Origin of the sequence: Acinetobacter sp. CIP 51.11, from assembly GCF_000369665.1 — a bacterium.
Lineage (GTDB): Bacteria > Pseudomonadota > Gammaproteobacteria > Pseudomonadales > Moraxellaceae > Acinetobacter > Acinetobacter lwoffii_S.
Genome location: NZ_KB850129.1, coordinates 195,579 through 217,302, shown reverse-complemented (window position 1 = coordinate 217,302; position 21,724 = coordinate 195,579). Strand labels below are relative to the sequence as shown.

At 45.0% G+C, this 21,724-nt stretch carries 18 protein-coding genes; 9 read left to right on the top strand and 9 right to left on the bottom strand.

Annotated features, from left to right (window positions below; translation table 11 throughout):
* Positions 1 to 187: 187 nt before the first annotated feature.
* Together F894_RS04820 and F894_RS04815 are read left to right on the top strand one after the other, a co-directional pair.
* Complete coding sequence (locus tag F894_RS04820) at positions 188 to 1,492, top strand: type II toxin-antitoxin system HipA family toxin (protein ID WP_005246381.1); 1,305 nt, start codon at positions 188 to 190, stop codon at positions 1,490 to 1,492.
* Positions 1,485 to 1,766 (top strand): helix-turn-helix domain-containing protein, encoded by a 282-nt coding sequence (locus tag F894_RS04815; RefSeq protein WP_004280265.1) that lies wholly within the window; start codon positions 1,485 to 1,487, stop codon positions 1,764 to 1,766. Before F894_RS04820 ends, F894_RS04815 begins: the two co-directional genes overlap by 8 nt.
* A gap of 204 nt (positions 1,767 to 1,970) precedes the next feature.
* Here the strand turns inward: F894_RS04815 and F894_RS04810 are convergent, their stop codons facing one another.
* The 3 genes from F894_RS04810 to F894_RS04800 form a co-directional block, all read right to left on the bottom strand.
* Positions 1,971 to 3,419, bottom strand: coding sequence for an NAD-dependent succinate-semialdehyde dehydrogenase (locus F894_RS04810; protein ID WP_005246378.1), 1,449 nt, complete (start codon positions 3,417 to 3,419; stop codon positions 1,971 to 1,973).
* Between the two features lie 16 nt (positions 3,420 to 3,435).
* Positions 3,436 to 4,698 (bottom strand): 4-aminobutyrate--2-oxoglutarate transaminase, encoded by a 1,263-nt coding sequence (gene gabT, locus F894_RS04805; protein ID WP_005246377.1) that lies wholly within the window; start codon positions 4,696 to 4,698, stop codon positions 3,436 to 3,438.
* A gap of 347 nt (positions 4,699 to 5,045) precedes the next feature.
* Entirely contained in the window at positions 5,046 to 6,317 is a 1,272-nt protein-coding gene (locus tag F894_RS04800; protein WP_034438420.1) for a Glu/Leu/Phe/Val family dehydrogenase, read from the bottom strand.
* 328 nt (positions 6,318 to 6,645) lie between these two features.
* On the opposite strand from F894_RS04800, the gene F894_RS04795 reads away from it, so the two are divergent.
* The 5 genes from F894_RS04795 (at position 6,646) to F894_RS15145 (ending at position 12,460) form a co-directional block, all read left to right on the top strand.
* The gene (locus F894_RS04795) at positions 6,646 to 8,148 is read left to right on the top strand and encodes a MocR-like pyridoxine biosynthesis transcription factor PdxR (RefSeq protein ID WP_005106974.1); all 1,503 of its coding nucleotides are present in this window, start codon (positions 6,646 to 6,648) and stop codon (positions 8,146 to 8,148) included.
* 417 nt (positions 8,149 to 8,565) lie between these two features.
* Complete coding sequence (locus tag F894_RS04790) at positions 8,566 to 10,020, top strand: amino acid permease (RefSeq protein ID WP_005246374.1); 1,455 nt, start codon at positions 8,566 to 8,568, stop codon at positions 10,018 to 10,020.
* Positions 10,021 to 10,108: 88 nt separating this feature from the next.
* A complete protein-coding gene (locus tag F894_RS04785; RefSeq protein ID WP_004645384.1) occupies positions 10,109 to 10,855 on the top strand; it encodes an IS5-like element ISAba31 family transposase in 747 nt (248 codons plus the stop codon).
* A 392-nt stretch (positions 10,856 to 11,247) separates the two neighbouring features.
* Positions 11,248 to 12,117, top strand: coding sequence for an SDR family oxidoreductase (locus F894_RS04780; protein WP_005246373.1), 870 nt, complete (start codon positions 11,248 to 11,250; stop codon positions 12,115 to 12,117).
* A 172-nt stretch (positions 12,118 to 12,289) separates the two neighbouring features.
* On the top strand, positions 12,290 to 12,460 hold the full coding sequence (locus F894_RS15145) for a hypothetical protein (RefSeq protein ID WP_005246371.1): 171 nt from the start codon (positions 12,290 to 12,292) through the stop codon (positions 12,458 to 12,460).
* 82 nt (positions 12,461 to 12,542) lie between these two features.
* Here F894_RS15145 and F894_RS04770 read toward each other — a convergent pair whose 3' ends face one another.
* The 6 genes from F894_RS04770 to F894_RS04745 form a co-directional block, all read right to left on the bottom strand.
* Positions 12,543 to 13,604, bottom strand: a complete 1,062-nt coding sequence (locus tag F894_RS04770; protein WP_005246370.1) for an enoyl-CoA hydratase/isomerase family protein — start codon at positions 13,602 to 13,604, stop codon at positions 12,543 to 12,545.
* A 20-nt stretch (positions 13,605 to 13,624) separates the two neighbouring features.
* On the bottom strand, positions 13,625 to 14,398 hold the full coding sequence (locus tag F894_RS04765; protein WP_005246367.1) for an enoyl-CoA hydratase: 774 nt from the start codon (positions 14,396 to 14,398) through the stop codon (positions 13,625 to 13,627).
* A 22-nt stretch (positions 14,399 to 14,420) separates the two neighbouring features.
* Entirely contained in the window at positions 14,421 to 15,548 is a 1,128-nt protein-coding gene (locus F894_RS04760) for an acyl-CoA dehydrogenase family protein (protein ID WP_004730935.1), read from the bottom strand.
* Positions 15,549 to 15,607: 59 nt separating this feature from the next.
* Entirely contained in the window at positions 15,608 to 17,257 is a 1,650-nt protein-coding gene (locus F894_RS04755; protein WP_005246365.1) for an AMP-binding protein, read from the bottom strand.
* Between the two features lie 86 nt (positions 17,258 to 17,343).
* The gene (mmsB, locus tag F894_RS04750) at positions 17,344 to 18,234 is read right to left on the bottom strand and encodes a 3-hydroxyisobutyrate dehydrogenase (protein WP_005246363.1); all 891 of its coding nucleotides are present in this window, start codon (positions 18,232 to 18,234) and stop codon (positions 17,344 to 17,346) included.
* An 11-nt stretch (positions 18,235 to 18,245) separates the two neighbouring features.
* A complete protein-coding gene (locus F894_RS04745; protein WP_005246360.1) occupies positions 18,246 to 19,775 on the bottom strand; it encodes a CoA-acylating methylmalonate-semialdehyde dehydrogenase in 1,530 nt (509 codons plus the stop codon).
* Positions 19,776 to 19,952: 177 nt separating this feature from the next.
* Between F894_RS04745 and F894_RS04740 the strand changes: the two genes are divergently transcribed.
* Both F894_RS04740 and F894_RS04735 read left to right on the top strand, forming a co-directional pair.
* Positions 19,953 to 20,837: a LysR family transcriptional regulator gene (locus tag F894_RS04740; protein WP_004646944.1), complete on the top strand. Its 885-nt coding sequence runs from the start codon at positions 19,953 to 19,955 to the stop codon at positions 20,835 to 20,837.
* Between the two features lie 171 nt (positions 20,838 to 21,008).
* Complete coding sequence (locus tag F894_RS04735; RefSeq protein ID WP_005246358.1) at positions 21,009 to 21,686, top strand: type 1 glutamine amidotransferase domain-containing protein; 678 nt, start codon at positions 21,009 to 21,011, stop codon at positions 21,684 to 21,686.
* Positions 21,687 to 21,724 lie beyond the last annotated feature (38 nt).

Below are 21,724 nucleotides of genomic sequence, written 5' to 3'. Positions count from 1 at the left end.
AAATCAATTGGGTTATATATTGATTTCTATGAGGATACATCTTGTTATATAGCCTCATAAGCCTTGTATTCTGGTGAAGATAAGGCCTTTTAGAACGATAAAGAACTTTAAGAAGATAAAATTAGTTTTTTATTAAAATAGGTATATAATAAATAAAATCACTTTACTTTACTATTTTAATAAAATTATGGATCAATATTGCACACTGCAGATTTATCAGGAAGATGAATGGCTGGATTGCGCTATTGTTGAGATTGTCGGTCAACAACAAACTGGATGGCAAGCAGCCACGCGCACATCATATCTGTTTGAATATGCTATTTCTTATATGAACCTAAGCGATGGGCATGCGCTAGCCTATCATTTACCGGTAAATGTGCAAAATACATTGCAATCTACCTGGCCGGCCTTCCTGATGGATTTGTTACCTCAAGGTTATGGTCGTAAAGAATTACTCCGTCAGCTTAATTTTTCTGAAAATACTCAGGAACAAGCAGACTGGGCGCTTTTAAAAGCGGGTGCAGGCAATCCGATTGGTAATTTACGGATTAAAGAGGCTTATGAATGGCTACAGGGGCAGTTCCCTGTTCAGCAGAATCATGGCTTTAGTCTGGACCAAGTCGTAGAACGTCAAGAAAAATTTATTGAATCCTTGGCCTCTTATGGACTTTTTATTGCCGGTTCTTCTGGTATTCAGGGCGAGTGGCCAAAATTACTACTGACCCAAGGTCACGATGACCTGTTCTATCTGGATCACACGCTGACAGATGATCAGGTCAAACAGCATTGGCTGGTGAAATTCAGTCGTGGCAGTGATCAGAATCTAGATAAAATTTTGATGCACGAAGCCTTATATATGAAAATTGCCCAATACCTGGGACTTCGTGTTCATCAGGAACTGGAGCTGCATGGTAAGACTTTATTTATTCCCCGATTTGACCGTAAAGTCAGCGATGGGAAGGTTGAAAGAATTGCCCAGGAAAGTATTGCTTCTCTGGGAGGAAAAGCCGGTTTTGGGGTAAGAATGACCCATAACCAGATCTGTAGCCTGTTGATGCAATGCTGTACTGAACCAAAACAGGAAATCTTTGAATATTTGAAGCGTGATCTTGCCAATGTCGCTTTAGGCAATAAGGACAATCATACCCGTAATACAGCGATTCAACGTTTCAATAATGGAATCATTCGACTAACCCCATTATTTGATTTTGCGCCGATGTGGCTACATCCAGATGGTATTGCCCGAACTACGCGTTGGGAGCGAGATGATCATGGTGGTATGCCAATTTGGCATTCAGTCATTGAACAGATCGCCGAAAGCACGATGATTGATCCAAAAGAAATCAAAGCGGTGTTAATCGAACAATTACCACTTTATCAGGGATTACTCGAGCACATGCAGTATCTGCAATTGGCACCTGAAATTCTGGAAAATAGCCAGTATCGAATTGATAATATTTGCCAACAATTGGAGGAGCTGAATTATGGATAAACGCTTCAAGCCACTGACTCCGATTCAACAGATGCAAAAGAGATTGTCTGTACTTGAAACCGTCAGTAACAATCCTGACTGGCCTTTTCATCAGGTTGCTCGCTTCATTCGTACCGAGTTGCACCTCACACTCAACGATATGGCTAAAATTACCAAGATTGCTCCCCAGACTCTACAGAAAATGGAACAACCTGAAGGCAATCCAACACTCAAGTCTATGCAGAAATTACTGGATGCTTTTGGTTTAAAGTTAGAAATCAGGGTTAAATCCTGATGATAATCTGATGCTTTAATTGATATTTAGGGGAATTTTAGAGAAGAAGAATGACTTAACAACTGAAAATATGCCCTCCTCCAATCTGTTTATTGAGTCCTTGCTCCATCGCAGGAATCCCGGTTTAAATTAAACACGGGATTCACTGGAGGCTGATATTTTCTCATCAGTTTTTTAATGAATAAGTTTACTTTTTAAACATCATTATGAAGAAATATCAACACAGAGATATTTCATTTCAAGGTATTCATCCATACCGAATTTAGACCCTTCACGGCCTAACCCTGATTGCTTGACTCCACCAAATGGCGCAACCTCATTAGAGATAGCTCCGGTATTGATTCCCACCATACCGTATTCTAAGGCTTCACCTACACGCCACTGACGTGCTGTACTTTGGGTAAATACATAGGTAGCCAGACCGAATTCTGTATCGTTCGCCATCTGAATTGCTTCTTCTTCAGTCTTGAAACGGAATAACGGCGCCAACGGTCCAAAAGTTTCTTCTTTTGCCACACGCATCTGCTGAGTAACTTCAGTCAGAAGCGTTGGCTCGAAGAATGTACCGCCCAGATTTGAGCGCTGTCCACCGGTTTTCACCTGTGCACCTTTGCTCACTGCGTCGGCAATATGTGACTGCACTTTTTCGATCGCAGCCTCATCAATTAATGGACCTTGGGTAGAAGCTTCATCACGGCCATCACCGACTTTTAGTTTGGCAACGGCAGCCACCAGTTTTTCTACCAGCGCATCATAAATGCCATCTTGTACATAAATCCGGTTCGCGCAAACACAAGTCTGTCCACTATTACGGAATTTACTGGCCATGATGCCCTGTACCGCCTGTTCGAGATTGGCATCATCAAAGACCAGAACTGGCGCATTGCCACCAAGTTCTAAGGAGAGTTTTTTGATGGTCGGCGCACATTGCTGCATCAGGATACGACCGACTTGAGTTGAGCCGGTAAAGCTTAACTTTTTCACGGTTTCGCTTTCACATAAGACCTGACCCACTGCAACCGCATCACCACTGACATGCAGCAATACATCTTGTGGCAAACCTGCGCGCAAGGCCAAAACTTCAAGCGCATAGGCGGTTAAAGGTGTTTGTTCAGCCGGTTTAACCAGCATGGAACAGCCAGCAGCCAGAGCTGGCGCGGCTTTACGGGTAATCATCGCCGCCGGGAAATTCCATGGCGTGATCGCAGCTGTTACCCCAATCGCCTGTTTGATAACCAATAAACGTTGATGGGCAAGCGTTGGTGTCAACACGTCACCATCAATACGGCGCGCCTGCTCGGCAAACCAGCGGATAAAGGAAGCGGCATAACCAATTTCACCACGCGCCTCAGCCAGTGGCTTGCCCTGTTCAGCAGTCAGGATCTGAGCCAAGGACTCTTTATTTTCCTGCATCAGATCGAACCAGGCCCAAAGCACATCCGCACGTTCAAGAGCTGTCTTGGCTTTCCAGGCTTTCTGGGCTTGCTGAGAACGAACAATCAGCTGTTCTACAGACGCCCGGTCATGGGATTTTACCCAGGCCAAAGTGGCTTGGGTTGCTGCATCGTTGACTTCAATATATTCACCCGTGGCAGGCTGATCGAAGCTGATATCAGGATGCTGTAATAAATCTCTATATTGCGCTTGAAGCATGATCATTACTCTTTCATTAGGCTGCGACAGACAGTGCAAACCCTTGTTTCAAGATAGCCAATCCCGCACGGAACTGTTCTGCCGGAATTGTGAGCGGGTATAGGAAACGGATTACATTACCATAACGACCGCAGGTCAGGATTAACAGACCATTTTGCATGGCATGGTTTTGTACAGCTTTTGCCTGTTCCGCGGTTTCAAGCTCAACTGCCACCATTGAACCCAGTGCGCGAATATCTTTGACCATGCTAGATGACATTTTCAGTTCATGTAAAACATCAACCAGTTCTGCGCCTAGATCATTCGCTCTTTCACAAAGCCCTTCTTCTTCAATGATATCCAGTACCGCATGGGCAGCAGCAACAGCAACCGGGTTACCTGCATAAGTACCGCCCAATCCACCTGGATTTGGTGCATCCATGACTTCAGCACGACCCACAACGCCTGAGATCGGGAAACCGCCGCCCAGACTCTTTGCCATCGTAATCAGATCTGGCTTGGTTTCATAATAATCCATCGCAAACAGTTTACCTGTACGCGCAAAACCAGACTGTACTTCATCAGCAATCAGTAAAATGCCGTTTTGATCGCATAGGACACGCAAGCGTTTCAGGAATTCTGCAGGCACCACATTAAATCCGCCTTCGCCTTGTACAGGCTCAAGCACAATTGCTGCTACGTCATGCGCAGCAATATCTTCTGCGAAAATGTCTTCAATGCTTTGAATTGCATCATCAACACTAATGCCTTTGGATTCCACCGGGTAACGGGCATGGAAAACACCACCAGGCATCACCCCAAAGTCGCGTTTATAAGGTGCAGTTTTACCGGTCATGGCCATCGTCATGAATGAACGGCCATGAAAACCATTACCAAAAGTCACAATGCCATGACGGCCAGTATGGGCACGGGCAATTTTAACTGCATTTTCGACAGCTTCAGCACCAGTCGAAAAGAATGAGGTTTTTGCAGCACCTTGGATGGGAGCGCGTGCATTGATACGTTCTGCCAGAGCAACGTAACTCTCGTATGGTACAACCTGATAAGCCGTATGGGTAAATTTGGTTAATTGTTCAGTGACCGCAGCAATAATTTTAGGGTGACGATGGCCAGTATTCAGTACGGCGATCCCGCCCGCAAAGTCGATATATTGATTGCCTTCTGCATCCCAAATGGTCGAGTTTTCTGCTTTCTCTGCGTACCATTGACACATGACCCCAACACCACGTGGTGTTGCCTGCTGTTTACGTGCATTCAGTGCTGAGTGTTTACTGTCCATTTTGTATCCTCATTCTTGATTCATACGTTGTAAATTTTGCTATCCGGATCTTGGGATAGAAATTTGCCAAAGACTGGCTGATATGGTTCATTTTGCGCTTTTATACGTATGAGACGAGAGCCACTTTGCAGCAGATCGAAGGAGCCAATTGGTCTAGTTGAAATTAGTAAAAGAGTCAAAATATAAAATTATTTTATTTATAAACAAGTATTTATGTTTTTAATAAAAATTGGCTCCTTTTTAAATAAAGAAGCCAATTTAAAAATCCATTGCAAAAATTTAGGATAGGTCATCATGGATTAAATCCATTCATTTTTATGGATTAATCCATCTTGCAAAAACTTCGCTTAACCCGGATAGATCCCTCGTTCCTGACGTGCCATTAAAATACGTTCACAAGCCAGAATATAAGCGGCTGTACGCAAAGAACATCCGGCCTGAACTGCTTTTTGCCATACATCCTGTACCGCATTTTTCATGCTGGCATCCATACGCTGGTTAATCTCTTCCTCAGTCCAGAAGTAGCTGGCCAAATCCTGAACCCATTCAAAATAGCTGACCGTCACGCCACCCGCATTGCAGATCACGTCTGGCACCACGGTAATATGACGCTCACTCAGAATTTCATCCGCTTCAGTCAAAGTGGGACCATTGGCACCTTCCAGAATCATTTTGGCCTGAATATTTTGCGCGACCTGAGTATTAATCACACCTTCCAGCGCTGCCGGAATAAAGACTTCGGCAGGAATGGTCCAGAAAGCTGATGCAGAAATTTCATCGCTGGCAGAAAATCCCTGAATTTTATGGTGGGTATTTGAGTATTCAAGCAGCTTTCTAATATCAATCCCCTGTTCCTGATACAGGGTGGCAGAATGGTCCTGAACACAGATCACTTTGCTGCCATTTTCCTGGAAAAGCAGCGCAGCTTCACTGCCGACATTACCGAAACCCTGTACACAGACCCGGGCATCTTTTAAATCCATACCGATTTGCTGGGCAACTTCACGACCGCTAATAAACACACCACGGCCTGTGGCTTTACTGCGGCCTAAAGACCCCCCTAAATGAACCGGCTTTCCGGTCACTACACCAGTAATCGTAGAACCCGCATTCATGGAAAACGTATCCATCATCCAGGCCATGATTTGCGGATTGGTTCCAACATCCGGCGCCGGAATATCTTTTTGCGGTCCAATAATTAAATTGATTTCTGCCGTATAACGTCGGGTCAAGCGTTCCAGTTCGCGCTTGGAAAGCTGGCTCGGATCAACTCGCACACCGCCTTTGGCACCGCCAAAAGGTAAATTTAGAGCAGCACATTTGATCGTCATCCAGGCCGACAGAGCCATCACCTCATCTAAATTGACATCTGGATGAAAACGCACGCCGCCTTTGCCCGGACCGCGGGTTAAATTGTGCTGAACACGATAGCCTTCAAAATGCTGAACCGTACCATCATCCATAATGACCGGAACATCGACAATCAAACTGCGCTTTGGGCGTCGCAGCATGTCCAGTCGTTCACTCAGCTCACCCAGATAAGGCGCTACTTTATCCAGTTGCTTAAGATAATTGTTCCAGGCCGTTGTACCTTGCTCGGTGTAGGTCAATCCTTTCATCATCATGTTCATTCTATGATCCTTTTGTTATATGCAGTCGTATGTCCTGGCGGCTGCAACACATCTCTATTCGGCTGTTATGGCAATCATTGCTTGATTCAGGTCTTAGTTCAGCGAGCTCCAAACAAAATCAGTGTCTAGATTTTCCGCTTTAGTTTTAATCGGTATCTGTGTATATTGCCTGCCCGCCTGTATGCTCGCATTCAAGCCGCAGGTACATGATCAAAACGCATACAAGACACTTTACAATGACTGCCTGATCAGACTATTTTGCACCTAGCAATACCGCTCTCACGAGAGCCATTTCAAATTTGTAGGAGAGAGCCAATTGCGTAGCTTGCTTGGAGATTATTTACTGCAGCGATTGCAGCAAGATGTCACAGGAACATTACAGATGCGCCTGTTCCGCTGCTTGCGTAACGCGATTATTGATAGCGTATTGGCTCCCAAAACCCGCTTGCCTGCATCGCGTGATCTGGCTAAAGAGATTCAGGTATCACGTAATACGGTGTTAAATGCCTATGAACAATTACAGGCACAGGGTTATGTTGATGCCCGTACCGGTCAAGGTACCTGGGTGGTAGAGAAATTACCCGAATCCTTTTTGGTGAAGGCAGAACAGAATTCTCCTGCCGTTGCAGAAAAAAAAGCACAGCAAAATTATAATCTGTCGCAACGCGGTTCTTACTTGCTCGGCTATTCCGCGGCTTCGCCTTATCAATGGGGAGCCTTTGTACCGGGCGCACCCGATGTAACCGAATTTCCGCATCATATTTTCAGCAAAATCCAAACGCGTTTGAGCCGTGAACCTCAAGTTAACAACCTGATTTACAGCAATGCCGGTGGCTCCCTAGAACTGCGTCAGGAGCTGGCAGAATATCTGAAAATTGCCCGTTCAGTGCAGTGCGATGCTGATCAGATCATTATTACCGAAGGCACCCATCAGGCGATTGATTTGGTCTCGCGTACTTTAAGCGACATAGGCGATGAGGTCTGGATCGAAGATCCAGCCTATTGGGGCGCGCGTAATATTTTACGAATTAATGGCGTCAATCTACGTTCCTTACCGGTGGATCAGGAAGGGATTATTCCCGATCTGCATCCCAAGAAACCACCTAAACTGATTTTTGTGACGCCGTCGCATCAGTATCCTTTGGGCTCACATTTAAGTTTAGAACGGCGCAAACAGTTAATTGCACTGGCACGCCAGCACAATAGCTGGATTGTTGAAGATGATTATGACAGCGAGTTCAGGTTCTCGGGCCAGCCCTATCCTTCTTTACAAGGTTTAGAGCCGGATTCTCCGGTGATTTATATGGGGACGTTCAGTAAGACGATTTATCCGGCCCTGCGTATTGGCTATTTAGTGGTACCAAAACAGCTCTTTTCTTCATTGCGAATTGTAGCTTCGGAACTTTATCGTGGTGGTCACTTAATCGATCAGCAAACACTGGCTGAATTTATCCGTGAAGGACATTATGAAGCGCATATCCGACGGATGCGTTTATTGTATGGCAAACGCCACGCTTTTTTAATTGACCTGATTCGCCGACATTTAGGTGAAGATTTTCTGCATGAATACAATACCGCCGCCGGTTTGCATCTGATTTTAAAATTGCCGAGCAGCAGTGATGATGTCTTGATTGCATCCAAAGCGCTTGAACTGGAAATCAAGGTCAGAGCCTTATCGCAATACTATACCAAACATTATTCCACCCGGCAGAAAGGATTATTACTGGGCTTTGCCTGTGTGAGTGAACAGGAAATTCTGGTGGCTTTCGGGATATTGTTAAAGTGCTTGCGTGAGCATGGAATTCGCACTTTAACTTAGTAAAAACTCAGGGATCAATACAATTATATTTTTAAAATCAAAAAGCTTTTAATTTATTTTTAAAGGGAACGTAAACCTGCTTTTAGCCTGATATTTTAGGTAGGCTTTATTTTTCTGTAAATATTGCCTGCTTATATTTTTTATCTCTTAAGCCAATTGGCTCCTTTGAATTGCTCAAAAATGGCTCTCGTCACTTTACAACAAAAAAGAGAAATTAACCGCATACATGAACAGCATGTAACCGTACTTTAATCAAAGTGTGATCCTGTCTATAGGGCTACAAGGATTCATTTTATTAAGATTAACTTAATATTGGTCAAGCACTGATGAATTCGGTTACAGTTTCAAAGGATAAGATAGCGTAAGCCAAATAAGGAATTTTATTGCCGCTACGCTATTGATATTAAGGGAAATTATATGGCAGAACATCAACATTTCTCCAATTCCGAATCATCAAACGGCTTAAAAAACGGACTTAAATCACGCCATCTCACCATGATTTCAATTGCCGGTGTCATTGGTGGAGCACTCTTTGTCGGCTCCGGTAATGTCATCTATTCTGCAGGGCCGGCTGCACTCATTGCCTATACTCTAGGTGGAATATTAGTTTTACTCATCATGCGTATGCTGGGAGAAATGGCGGTACTGAATCCCGACAGTGGTTCATTTTCAACCTATGCGGATCGTGGAATCGGGCGCTGGGCTGGATTTTCTATCGGCTGGTTATACTGGTCTTTCTGGACGTTGCTCATGGGCTGGGAAGCCTTTGTTGCCGGGAAAATCCTAAATAGCTGGTTTCCATTTATCCCGATCTGGGGCTATATGCTTCTGGTCACTGTAGCACTGGTCTGGATTAATCTCCGTGACGTAAAAAACTTTGGTGAATTCGAGTTCTGGTTTGCCCTGATCAAAGTTATTGCCATTGTAATGTTTCTGGTGTTTGGTAGTTTGGCCGTGATGCACCTGTGGCCTTGGGGCGATGCCTCTATGCTCGGTGGTACAACTCATCTAACCGCTCAAGGCTTTATGCCCAATGGGTTTTCATCGGTGATCACGGCCTTATTGGGTGTAATGTTTGCTTATATGGGAGCAGAGATTGTCACCGTAGCAGCAGCTGAAACCAAAGATCCAGCCAAGGAAATTCGTAAGGCCGCTAATTCAATTGTATGGCGTATCATTTTATTCTATGTCGGTTCAATGTTGATTACGGTTTGCCTGATTCCACACAATAATCCTTTATTGAAAGATCCGACCTGGGGTACGTATAGCGTAGCGCTTACTGCACTCGGTATTCCAGAAGCACGCCATATTGTTAATTTTGTCGTGCTCACCTCGGTATGTAGCTGCTTTAACTCCGCACTTTATACCTGTTCACGCATGGTCTATTCCCTCTCGAAACGTGGAGATGCACCAAAGAGTTTCGGTTTAACCAACCGCAATAACAGCCCATGGGTAGGTGTCATCTTTTCAAGCCTATTTTCTTTCGTGGCGATTTATCTGACTGCCACCGAAAGTATGAATATTTATGATGTCTTGATGTTAGCGACTGGTACCGTATCTTTATATGTCTATCTTGCTATTGCCATTTCTCAGCTTAAGTTACGTAAAAAACTGGAAGCTGAAGGACAAAATATTCCATTCAAGATGTGGTTATTCCCATGGCTCACTTATCTGGTCATTATCTTTATTGTCGGCGCTTTAATTACCATGATTATTGAAGGAACCTATTTTAAAGAAGTGGTTTATACTAGTGTGCTTGCATTATTTATTGTGGGCTTAGGCATCTGTGCACAAAAGTTTAACTGGGGTAAAGCCTCAGCCAAAAAGGAAAAGGCAGCACAGGCCAGAATTAATTTAAGTGATAATCTTTAATTTATTTCTAGGGTGTGTTGACACTTTTAGCTTAAAAAAATAGCGAAGTAGTAAAATCAAATCGCCAAACCCAATTTTACTATTCGCTATGCCTCGTACCATGCTGACAGATCAACACTGGCAAAAGTTGAAAGTTATTCTGCGTAATTTATCCATTCACCACAACTCAAATTTACGCAATTTTATTGAAGCTATTCTCTATAGAATTAGAACAGGCTGTCCGTGGCGAGATATTCCTTGTTGTTTTGGTCATTCAAACTCTATTTTCAAACGTTTTAATCGTTGGTCAAGCAGCGGTAAGTTACTTAGATTATTCAAATTACTAGCCTCATGCCCCGATATGGAGTGGATTTTTATTGATGGCTCTCATGTACGTGCTCATCAACATTCTGCCGGTATAGCGAATCAATCTATTTCTAAAAGTGTAGGAGGAAACTCCTCAAAAATACATTTGATTGTTGATGCACATGGCAATCCTATTGATTTCATGATTACCGATGGAACCACACATGATGTTAAAGTTGCACCTGATTTAATATCAACATTAGATTTAAAAGAGACAAAAGTGGTATGTGCAGATAAAGGCTATGATTCAGAACCACTGCGTGAACAGATCAGGAAAACAGGGACTAAAGCGAATATACCAAAGAAAACAAATAGCCAATCGAACAATGATCATATGGACTGGTATTTATATAAAATCAGGCATTTAGTTGAAAATATGTTTTGTAGATTAAAGCAATTTAGAGGAATAGCTACTCGATATGACAAGCTCAAAAGAAATTATCAAAGTTCTGTTGCTTTAGCCTGTATATTTTTATGGCTACCTTTATAGGGTTAATTATGAACAGTAAATGTCAACAGACCCTATAGAAATTTTTTAAACACATCAGAATGAATAAATGGAGAGTTAAAAAACTCTCCATTTATTTTATATACAAGCCCAGTAAAAAAGGCCTATGTATGTCTAGATTTTAAATCTCCGTTGATGCCTTACTTTCCCTAATCAAATTTCACCTTTCAAGACCACCTCAGCTATCAAAGTGTAGCCAGAAGCTGTTTCATCAGCTTTTTCTGTTCTGGTTGCTCAACCTGATCCGTTTCAACGAATAATTGATAAATCTCGAATACATTCTGTTATGAAATGTTGAGTCCAGCCTCATTTTGCCTAAAAGCTTCTAATATATTTTTTCTTATATGGCCACAATCATTGGAATTGGAAAAGATATGAATCATTATCCTGAAACCCCAGCTTCAACTGAAACACAAGACCATCAACCGGGTGTGCAAACCAAAATGGACCCTGCACCGGAAATTATTAAACCGCATTATAAAGGCAGTGAAAAATTAAAAGGCAAAGTTGCCTTGATTACTGGTGGTGATAGCGGAATTGGCCGTTCTGTATCGGTCTTATTTGCCCGCGAAGGTGCAGATATCGCCATTTGCTATTTGGATGAAGATCAGGATGCACGGGACACCAAAAAAATGGTGGAAGATGAAGGCCGCCGTTGTCTGCTGATTCAATGTGATTTACAAGATCAAGATGAAATCAAGAAAATGGTGGAGCAGACCCTTCAGGAATTTAAAACGATTAATATTCTGGTCAATAATGCCGGGGTTCAATACCCGAAAGAAAGTATTACCGATATCTCGCCCGAGCAATTACTTAAAACATTTAATGTTAATATTCTGTCGATGTTCCACCTGACTCAGGCGGTGATTCCGCATATGCAAGCAGGTGACAGCATTATCAATACCACCAGTATTACCAGTTATCACGGACATGATCAGCTGATTGACTATGCCAGCACGAAAGGTGCCATCACTACATTTACCCGAAGCCTTTCCACCAATTTATTGAAAAATAAAACCGGCATTCGTGTCAATGGTGTCGCGCCAGGGCCAATCTGGACACCATTAATTCCGAGCAGTTTTGATGAAGAACAGCTTAAAGATTTTGGTAAAAGTACCCCAATGGGCCGCATGGGCCAGCCAAGTGAAGTAGCACCGGCGTATTTATTTCTGGCCAGTGAAGAAGCCAGCTATATTTCAGGTCAGGTGATTCATGTGAATGGCGGCAGTATTATTAACGGCTAATCTGGCACAGAAGATAGCGGTTCTGGCTGACCGTTATCTTCATCTATTTAATCTTTAGATTTTCATATTTTAAAAAATTAGGTTTTTATAAAATGATTCCAACAAATACTTACCCTTGTAAAAATAAGCTCTTGTTATAGTAATTTCAGCCAAACCTGATGAGGATATTAAGATGCCTAGAGGTGAAAAATCAGCCTATACCGATAAACAGAAACGGCAGGCCCAACATATTGAAGAAAGCGAAAAAGCGCGTGGGCATTCTGAAGAAGAAGCCGAACGTATCGCTTGGTCGACGGTCAATAAACAAGACGGTGGCGGCAAGAAAAAGAAAACGTCCCCCTAAATAGAATTCATGTCGATGAAAGTATGGGACAGATACAAAGACCCTCTTTAATTAAATTATAGAGGGTCTTTTACCATCAGCTTTAAGTAATATTTTCGATACGCTGCTGAGTCCATGCTGGCCAGAGCTTTTCCAGTGTTTGTTCAAATTTTGCATTTTCGGTTCGCCATTGTGGATTTTTGTCCTTATCAATAATCAGCGCACGAACCCCTTCAATAAAATCGCCCTGCTCTAACCAGACATCCTGCAAGTCCCGTTCTAGCTGCATACATTTTTCCAGCGACAAATTCTGTCCGGCTTGCTGTAACTTCAGGCTGGTCTGTTTTGCCATCACCGGACGCTGCTGCAAAATGGTCAGCATTTTATTGGCCCATTCCTGATTAGTTGCACTACTTGCATGAGCAAGGCTCTGTTCAATCTCCTCCAGGTGTTGATAGCCAAAATGCTGATTAATCAGATCTGCACGTTTTTGCAGCTCGCTTTCTACCGGATGCGTAATATAGGAACTAATGATCTTTTGAATCTCAATCGGGTTTAATACCGGTGCTGCAATCAATGCTGCTTCTAATTCAGCAAAACGCTCACTCGGCACATGATAATCCACCAGATCCAGATACAGCGCATCACTGCTACTGATTTGCTCACCAGTCAATGCCATATAGACACCGACTTCATCCAGTCGGGACAGAAAATGGGTAGCACCGACATCGGGGAAAAAACCAATCGCAGTTTCTGGCATGGCAAAACGTGATTTTTCACTCGTAACTTTGATATGACAGGCTTGAGCCAATCCAAAGCCTCCGCCCAGTACATAGCCATCCATCATCACGATCACGGCCTTTGGAAAATTACGCAAGGTGCTCAGCACCTTATATTCAGTGGCAAAAAAATCCTGATATTGGGTATTGCCGGCCTGATAGCTGTCATACAGATAGCGGATATCTCCTCCGGCACAGAACGCCTTGGGACTGTTGGAATTGATCAGAACCGCTTGTACCTGTGGTTCATGCAGCCACTGATCGAGTTGCGCCTGAATGCCTTGGATCATTGGCAGGGTTAAGGCATTTAAATGGCTGGTGCGGTCCAGGCTGATAATGCCCAGACTTCCTGCGACCCGTATCGCTAAATTATTTTCATCACTCATTTTATTTTCCTATTTTTGTTTTATTGATGGGTAAATTTGGCTGGGCGTTTTTCTACAAAGGCCTGCATGCCTTCTTTTTGATCGGAACCGGCAAAAATCGAATGGAAAACCCGGCGTTCAAAGCGCAGGCCTTCAGCCAGGCTCACTTCAAAGGCCCGATTAATTGATTCTTTAATCATCATCACGGCAGTAAGCGACTTTTCAGCAATTTTCTCGGCAGCTTGCAGGGTTTGTTCCAGCAATTCTTCCTTGGCAAAAACCCGAGCCACCAAACCACTTTGTTCCGCTTCCTGCGCCCCCATCTGCCGTGCAGTCAGGCACATTTCCATGGCTTTGGCCTTACCAATCGCCAAGGTTAAACGCTGGGTCCCGCCAATGCCGGGCAACACGCCTAAGGTAACTTCAGGCAAACCAAATTTTGCATTATCAGCGCAGTAAATAAAGTCGCACATCAATGCCAGCTCGCAACCACCACCCAAGGCATAGCCGCTCACTGCGGCAATTAAAGGTTTACGGCGCTGCGCAATCCGGTCGGCCAGACTAAAAAAATCGTCCAGATAAATTTGCGGAAAATTCAGATCTGCCATTTCTTTAATATCGGCACCAGCAGCAAAAGCTTTTTCCGAACCGGTAATCACGATACAACCAATTTCGGGGTCTTTTTCCAGCTGATCAAGAGCCTGATTGACCTCGACAATCAGCTGGTTATTCAGTGCATTTAACGCCTGAGGACGGTTTAAGGTAATCAGTCCAACACCGTTACGTTGTTCGAATAAAATGGTTTGCCATTGCATGATAAAAATCCTTTTTAATTCCTTATAAACTGCGTGCAATCACCAGACGCTGAATATCGCTAGTGCCTTCATAGATCTGACAAATCCGCGCATCCCGATAGATGCGTTCAATCGGAAAATCTTTCAGATAGCCATAGCCACCAAAAATCTGCAGCGCCTTGGAACACACGCGTTCGGCCATTTCCGAAGCAAATAGTTTGGCCATGGAGGCTTCAGTCAAACAGCTTTCGCCAGCTTCCTTTTTACGTGCAGCAAAATGAACCAGTTGGCGTGCTGCTTCAATTTCAGTCGCCATACTGGCCAGCCTGAAGGAAATTGCCTGCTGTTCAAAAATCGGTTTGCCAAAGGCCACGCGGTCATGCGCATAGGCCGTTGCTTCTTCTAAAGCGGCACGTGCCAGGCCTACCGCCTGTGCCGCAATGCCGATCCGACCACCTTCCAGATTGGCCAAGGCAATTTTTAAACCTTCACCTTCGGCACCGAGTCTTAAACTTTCATGAATGCGGACATCGGTTAAGGCAATCTGACAGGTATCCGAAGCATGCAGACCAAGTTTTTCTTCGACCCGAATCACTTCATAACCGGGCGTGTCGCGCGGCACTAAAAATGCACTCATGCCTTTTTTCCCCGCGCCTGGATCAGTCACGGCAAACACAATAATCATCCCGGCATTGTGGCCAGAAGTAATAAACTGTTTGGCGCCATTGATGATGTAATGATCGCCGTCCTTGACCGCCCGGGTTTTAATCGCGGCAGCATCCGATCCGGTATGTGGTTCGGTTAAGGCAAAGGCACCAATCATTTCACCTTGGGCCAAAGGCTTTAGAAATTGCTGCTTTTGCTGTTCCGTGCCGAACTTGAAAATCGGCACACAACCCACCGAGTTATGTACGCTCATAATCGCGGATGTTGCACCATCGGCCGCAGCGACTTCTTCCAAGGCCAGAACATAAGCCAGCGTACCTGTGCCCGAGCCGCCCCATTCTTCCGGAATCAGCATGCCTAAAAAACCCAGCTCTCCCATTTGGGCCAAGGCATCTTTGGGAAAGATGCCTTTTTGATCCCACTCGCTGGCAAAGGGTTTAATCTGTTCCTGGGCGAAGCTTTTGGCCATATCCTGAATCAGGTGTTGTTCTTCCGTTAATTGCATCGATGCTTCCTTCAATCTCTTTATTTAATCTTCTTATTCAATCTGTTGGCTTTATGAGCTTATGCAGTTTTGGATTGCTGCTTGTTGATTTCCTGATTGCGCAGTAAAAAGCGTTGAATTTTACCGCTTGGGGTTTTCGGCAATTCGGTCACAAATTCAATCAGACGCGGATAGGCATGCGCAGATAAACGCTTTTTCACAAATTGACCCAGCTCTTCCTGCAGCTCGGCAGTTGCAGGAGAATGACCAGCCAGAATCACAAAGGCTTTAATGATTTCGGTCCGCTCGGGATCCGGTACGCCAATCACCGCCGCTTCAATCACGGCATCGTGTTCCAGCAAGGCACTTTCCACATCAAACGGCCCCACCCGATAGCCCGAGGTAGTAATGACATCATCACTACGTCCCACAAAACTCATACTGCCATCGGCATGAATTTCCGCGGTATCTCCGGTTAAGTAGTAATGGCCGACAAAAGGCGATTTGCGGCTTTCTTCATAGCCCGAAAACCACATCATTGGCGATTGGCTGATATCCACCGCCAGAATGCCCGGAACGTCCGCAGGGAGCTCATGACCCTGTTCATCGACAACGGCAATCCGGTAACCCGGGCTGGCAAAACCTGCTGAACCTGAACGCACCGGATGCTCCAGCGCATGATGGTTACACACCACCATACCGACTTCGGTCTGGCCATAATGGTCATAAATCGGCACATCTAGCACCTCTTTAAACCAGCGGATCACTTCCGGATTTAACGGTTCTCCCGCACTGCTGACAACACGTAACTTACCGCGTAGTTTTGCCATTTGAGCAGGATCGGCCGCCATCATCATGCGATAAGCAGTCGGTGCACCGGCCAGATTGGTAATTCCATATTCCTTAACAATTTCGCAGACACTTTCTGCATTAAAACCGCCTTCATAAAATAAGGTCGAGTGTCCAAGCATTAAAGGACCAGTAATCGCGTAATACAAACCGTAGGCCCAGCCGGGATCAGCAATATTCCAGAAAGCATCTTCAGGAGTTAGACCAATGGCATTTTGCATATAGCTTGCAAAAGCAATCAGCGCTTTTAAAGGGACTTTAAGAGGTTTCGCTGGTCCAGTAGTACCGGAGGTAAACATCAATAAAAATGGATCATCGACATTCAGGATTTCCAGCTCACAAGCTTCAGCCTGACGGTTTAATACCGTCCAGAAGCTGAGGTCGTGCGGATAGCGCTCTGCCTCAGTTTCGGCATGTACCGTCACAATCGGTGGACAGTTGCTGATCTCGGATAATTTGTCCCGATTCGCCAGATCAGTCACCACCAGCTTGCTTTGCGCCAGCTGAATACGATGCTCGATGGCTTTGGGACCAAAGGCCGTAAATAAGGGTTGATAGACAGCACCAATCCGCCAGGTTGCCAAAATAGTAATGATCAACTCGGGAGTGCGTGGTAATAATCCGGAAACGCGGTCGCCTTTACCAATGCCTTGAGACTTTAAAAAGTTGGCAAACTGGCTGGAATATTTTTTGAGTTCGGCAAAACTATATTGTTCTTTTCTGCCATCTTTACCATGCCAGTATAAGGCAATGGCATCGGAATCGGCATGACGGTCACAGCATTCATAACAGGCATTTACTGCCTGCATGGAACCGGAGAGATACTGGCTTGCAACCGTATTTAAATCAAAGTCTTGAACTGTTGTTTGATAATCTAACATGTTAAACCTCAGCCTGAATTTATCGTTATTACTGACAAGGTGTAATTATTGAAGCGAATCCTTGCTCCATCTGAATCTTTTAAGTTTTAAGCAGGTGGCGTGGTGTATTGATGCATGATGCTGGAGAAGTCCAGATGGGCATCACCTTCCTGACACAGTTGTTGATAGAGTTTCTGTACCATGCTGCCGAGTACCACCGGCTGATCCACCTGTTGCGCGGCATCGACAGCCAGCCCCAAATCTTTGAGCATCAGTTGTGCGGCAAAACCGTCGGTATAACCCCGCGATGACGGCGCATTGGCACAGATATCTGGCCATGGATTATAAATTTCAGAACTCCAGCAACGTCCAGTGGAAGTGTTAATCACGCCAGCCAAGGCCTGTGGATCAATGCCCAGTTTGGCTCCGAGTGCCATCCCTTCAGCCACCGCAGTCATGGAAATTCCCAGAATCAGGTTATTACAGATTTTTGCCACCTGTCCTGTTCCCACCGCACCACAATGCACCAGATTTTTACCCATACAGCCGAGAACCGGTTTGACGGCCTCAAAAGTGGCATCATCTGCACCGACCATAAAGGTCAAGGTCCCGTCTTTGGCACCCAAAGTACCGCCGGATACCGGTGCATCACAGACGCGAATCTGCTTGACCTGAGCTGCTACAGCAACTTCCTGAATGGTTTGCGGATCAATGGTGCTGCTGTCGATACACAAACTGCCCGATTGAAGTACCTTCAGAATACCGTGTTCACCTAAATAGACTTCACGCACATGCTTGGCTGCGGGCAACATGCTGACCACGATCTCCGCCTGCTTCGCGGCAGCTTGTGGACTGTCGCAGACGATACCGCCCGCTTCTGCAAAATGCTGTAAAGCCACTGCGCTTAAGTCATAACCAAAAACCTGATGACCGGACTTGAGTAAGTTTTGCGCCATGGAGCCGCCCATGTTGCCTAAACCAATAAATGCAATCTTCATGCTGATGCTCCTTAACGCAGACTGATCGTGGTATTGACACCGGTGGTTTCCTGGTCATCTTCAAACCAGCGGCTGGTAATGGTTTTGGTCTGGGTATAGAACTGCACCGCCTGTTTGCCATAAGGACCTAGATCACCCAATTTTGAACCGCGTGAACCGGTAAAACTGAAGAAAGGCACAGGTACAGGAATTGGAATGTTAATGCCGACCTGACCAATATCAATTTGGTTCTGGAAGGTACGTGCCGTATTGCCATTCTGGGTAAACAGTCCCACACCATTGCCAAATGGATTGGCATTAATCAGCTCAATGGCTTGCTCTAAAGTATCGACATGCATGATCGCCAGTACCGGGCCAAACACTTCTTCCTTGTAAATGCGCATCTCGGTCGTGACCTGGTTAAAAATCGTTGGACCGACAAAATTACCCTGCTCATAACCCGGAACCTGTACATTACGGCCATCTAGCAACAGTTCTGCGCCCTGTTCAACACCACTGTTAATCAAATCGATTACACGAGCTTTGGCACGGGTTGAAATCACCGGTCCCACATCGGTATTCGGTTCATGTCCGGCATTCACCTTTAAGGTTTTGGTTTTATTGACCAGTTCATCGACCCAGTGCTTGGTCTCACCGACCATTACCGCCACGGAAAGTGCCATACAACGTTGACCTGCTGCGCCAAAAGCTGCACCGACCAAGGCATTTAAGGTCTGTTCTTTATTCGCATCTGGCATCACCACCACATGGTTTTTGGCGCCCATCATCGACTGCACACGCTTGCCGTGTTGGCCTGCAAGGTTATAGACATGCGTGCCGACTGCAGTCGAACCGACAAAAGAAATCGCCTTGATATCGCGATGGGTACACAGTAGATCGACCACTTCTTTGCCGCCATGTACCACATTCAGTACGCCTGCCGGCACACCTGCCTGAATCGCTAACTCAACCAGCATCATGGTCGATAGTGGATCCTGTTCAGAAGGCTTTAAGACAAAGGTATTGCCGCAGACAATCGCCATCGGGAACATCCACAGTGGAATCATCGCCGGGAAGTTAAACGGTGTAATTCCTGCACAGACACCTAGTGGTTGCTGCAAGGTATAGGTATCAACACCGCGTGCCACCCCTTCAATATACTCGCCCATTTGTAGGGAACCGATCGAACAGGCATGTTCCACCACTTCCAGACCACGCTGGATATCACCTTCGGCATCAGCCAGGGTTTTGCCTTGTTCTGCCGTTAAGACTTGGGCAATACTTTTTAAATTGGTACGAATCAGATCCTGCAGTTTCAGCATGATTCGCATACGGGCCTGAATTGGAGTCTGGCGCCAGCTGGCAAAGGCATTTTGCGCAGCCGCAATCGCAGCATTGACTTCTTCAGCAGTGGCAAAAGGCACCTGACCCAAGACTTCCTGAGTGGCAGGACTGATAATATCTTGCCAATGGCTGGTTTTTGATTCGACAAATTCACCATTAATGAGGAGTTTTGCGGTGGTGAATCCGGTACTTTGCTGTGGATGAGAAATGGCGTTCATGGTCGCTCCGTGCTGGTTTGTTATTGTCGTTGTATCTGCCTTTACTGGCTTTTATTTAACGTATAATTTTTACGCTGTTTCAGCAGACTAACAAAGAACACTTTGACCACCAATAGAAATTGGTGCACGATGGTTGTGCAAATATGCACAGGAATTTAACAGGATGTTAAATAAAAAATGAAAGTAGATTGGGATCATTTACGCTTTTTTTTAGTTTTGGCGCGTGCTAAAACACTCACCAACGCAGCACGCTTAATCGGGGTTGAACATAGCACCGTAGCGCGGCGGATTCAGGCCCTGGAAAGTACTTTAGGTACGCAACTGTTTAAGCGCGAAGCCACCGGTTATGAACTAACCTCGGAAGGTCTGGCACTGGTGCCGCGTGTGGAACAGATGGAACAGTCCTTTATCCAGATTGACAAGCGCCATGATCCCTTGCAAGGTCGGGTCCGGATTGGTGCGCCAGAAGGTTTTGGCACGGCATTTTTAGCTCGTCTTTTGGCAGAATTTTCCCAGCATTATCCTTTGCTGACCATTGACCTGATTCCGGTACCGAAAGCGATCAAACTTTCACATCGAGAAGCCGATATTGTGATCGCGATTGACCGGCCCAAATCTGGTCCGTATATCATTACTCGTTTGTCTAATTACTGTTTAAAGCTATATGGCAGCCAGCATTATTTACAGCAAAATCCGGAAATTAAAAAACTGGAAGACCTCCAGCAGCACCGTTTTGTCGATTATATTGATGATCTGGTCTATAGCACTGCACTATATTCGCTAGAGCGTCTTCCCTTGCAGGTCAGTGCCTGTTTTCGCAGTAACAGCATTCTGGCGCAGGAAATTGCCGTGCGTGCAGGTGCTGGACTGGCCATTTTGCCGAAATTTCTGGTCAATGATAAAAGCGAACTCAAAGAGGTTTTGGGCGATCAGGTCAGTTTTACCCATACTTTTTGGATGCTAACACTGGTCGATCTGCAACATGAACCAAAAATTAAACTGGTCTGGGATTTCTTGCGTAAACAAGCCGATCTTCAGCAAGACCTGTTAATGGGCAGATGAATATTGAACACACTGTTCACTTTGCAAGGCTACGTACTTTAGTTAAATCAACTGAAACAACAACGTATCGATACAGCAAATGAACGTATCACAACATTCCTGACGCTCATGACTTGTTAAATTAACAGTCGATCATTCGCGATGTTTTTTAATGAGCTACAGGAAAATAATATGAAAATCTTGATGGTACTGACTTCACATGACCAGCTGGGCGATACTGGCAAAAAAACTGGCTTCTGGTTGGAAGAGCTAGCTGCGCCTTATTACACCTTTGTCGATGCAGGCGCAGAGGTAGTTTTGGCTTCTCCTGCAGGTGGTCAGCCACCATTAGATCCAAAAAGTAATGAGCCGGATGCGCAAACCGAAACCACCAAACGCTTTGAAGCAGATGAGGTGGCCATGCAGGCTCTTGCCAATACACATAAGTTGAGTGAAGTCTTAAATCAGGATTTTGATGCCGTGTTCTATCCGGGTGGTCACGGTCCATTATGGGATCTAGCCAAAGACCAGAATTCTATTTCTTTAATTGAGCAGACTTTACAGGCAGATAAACCTGTTGCGCTGGTCTGTCATGCACCGGGTGTACTTCGTGAAGTCAAAGATGCCGAAGGTCATTCGATTGTAGAAGGCAAGACAGTCACCGGTTTTACTAATACCGAAGAAGACGGCGTAGGCCTAACCGATGTTGTCCCATTTCTAGTGGAAGACATGCTGAAAGAAAAAGGCGGGAAATATTCCAAAGCTGAGGACTGGCAGGTATACGTGCAACAAGATGGTCTGCTCATTACTGGACAAAACCCCGCCTCTTCTGCTGCAACGGCTGAAGCTTTATTAAAATTATTAAAGTAGAAGTTAATCTAAAATTCGTATTAACCTTTTAGATCGCT

Bases quoted from the DNA above. Each gene is read 5' to 3' on its own strand.
- F894_RS04820 (WP_005246381.1), top strand. From the start codon at position 188: ATGGATCAATATTGCACACTGCAGATTTATCAGGAAGATGAATGGCTG.
- F894_RS04815 (WP_004280265.1), top strand. From the start codon at position 1,485: ATGGATAAACGCTTCAAGCCACTGACTCCGATTCAACAGATGCAAAAG.
- F894_RS04810 (WP_005246378.1), bottom strand. From the start codon at position 3,419: ATGCTTCAAGCGCAATATAGAGATTTATTACAGCATCCTGATATCAGC.
- gabT (WP_005246377.1), bottom strand. From the start codon at position 4,698: ATGGACAGTAAACACTCAGCACTGAATGCACGTAAACAGCAGGCAACA.
- F894_RS04800 (WP_034438420.1), bottom strand. From the start codon at position 6,317: ATGAAAGGATTGACCTACACCGAGCAAGGTACAACGGCCTGGAACAAT.
- F894_RS04790 (WP_005246374.1), top strand. From the start codon at position 8,566: ATGGCAGAACATCAACATTTCTCCAATTCCGAATCATCAAACGGCTTA.
- F894_RS04785 (WP_004645384.1), top strand. From the start codon at position 10,109: ATGCCTCGTACCATGCTGACAGATCAACACTGGCAAAAGTTGAAAGTT.
- F894_RS04780 (WP_005246373.1), top strand. From the start codon at position 11,248: ATGAATCATTATCCTGAAACCCCAGCTTCAACTGAAACACAAGACCAT.
- F894_RS15145 (WP_005246371.1), top strand. From the start codon at position 12,290: ATGCCTAGAGGTGAAAAATCAGCCTATACCGATAAACAGAAACGGCAG.
- F894_RS04770 (WP_005246370.1), bottom strand. From the start codon at position 13,604: ATGAGTGATGAAAATAATTTAGCGATACGGGTCGCAGGAAGTCTGGGC.
- F894_RS04765 (WP_005246367.1), bottom strand. From the start codon at position 14,398: ATGCAATGGCAAACCATTTTATTCGAACAACGTAACGGTGTTGGACTG.
- F894_RS04760 (WP_004730935.1), bottom strand. From the start codon at position 15,548: ATGCAATTAACGGAAGAACAACACCTGATTCAGGATATGGCCAAAAGC.
- F894_RS04755 (WP_005246365.1), bottom strand. From the start codon at position 17,257: ATGTTAGATTATCAAACAACAGTTCAAGACTTTGATTTAAATACGGTT.
- mmsB (WP_005246363.1), bottom strand. From the start codon at position 18,234: ATGAAGATTGCATTTATTGGTTTAGGCAACATGGGCGGCTCCATGGCG.
- F894_RS04745 (WP_005246360.1), bottom strand. From the start codon at position 19,775: ATGAACGCCATTTCTCATCCACAGCAAAGTACCGGATTCACCACCGCA.
- F894_RS04740 (WP_004646944.1), top strand. From the start codon at position 19,953: ATGAAAGTAGATTGGGATCATTTACGCTTTTTTTTAGTTTTGGCGCGT.
- F894_RS04735 (WP_005246358.1), top strand. From the start codon at position 21,009: ATGAAAATCTTGATGGTACTGACTTCACATGACCAGCTGGGCGATACT.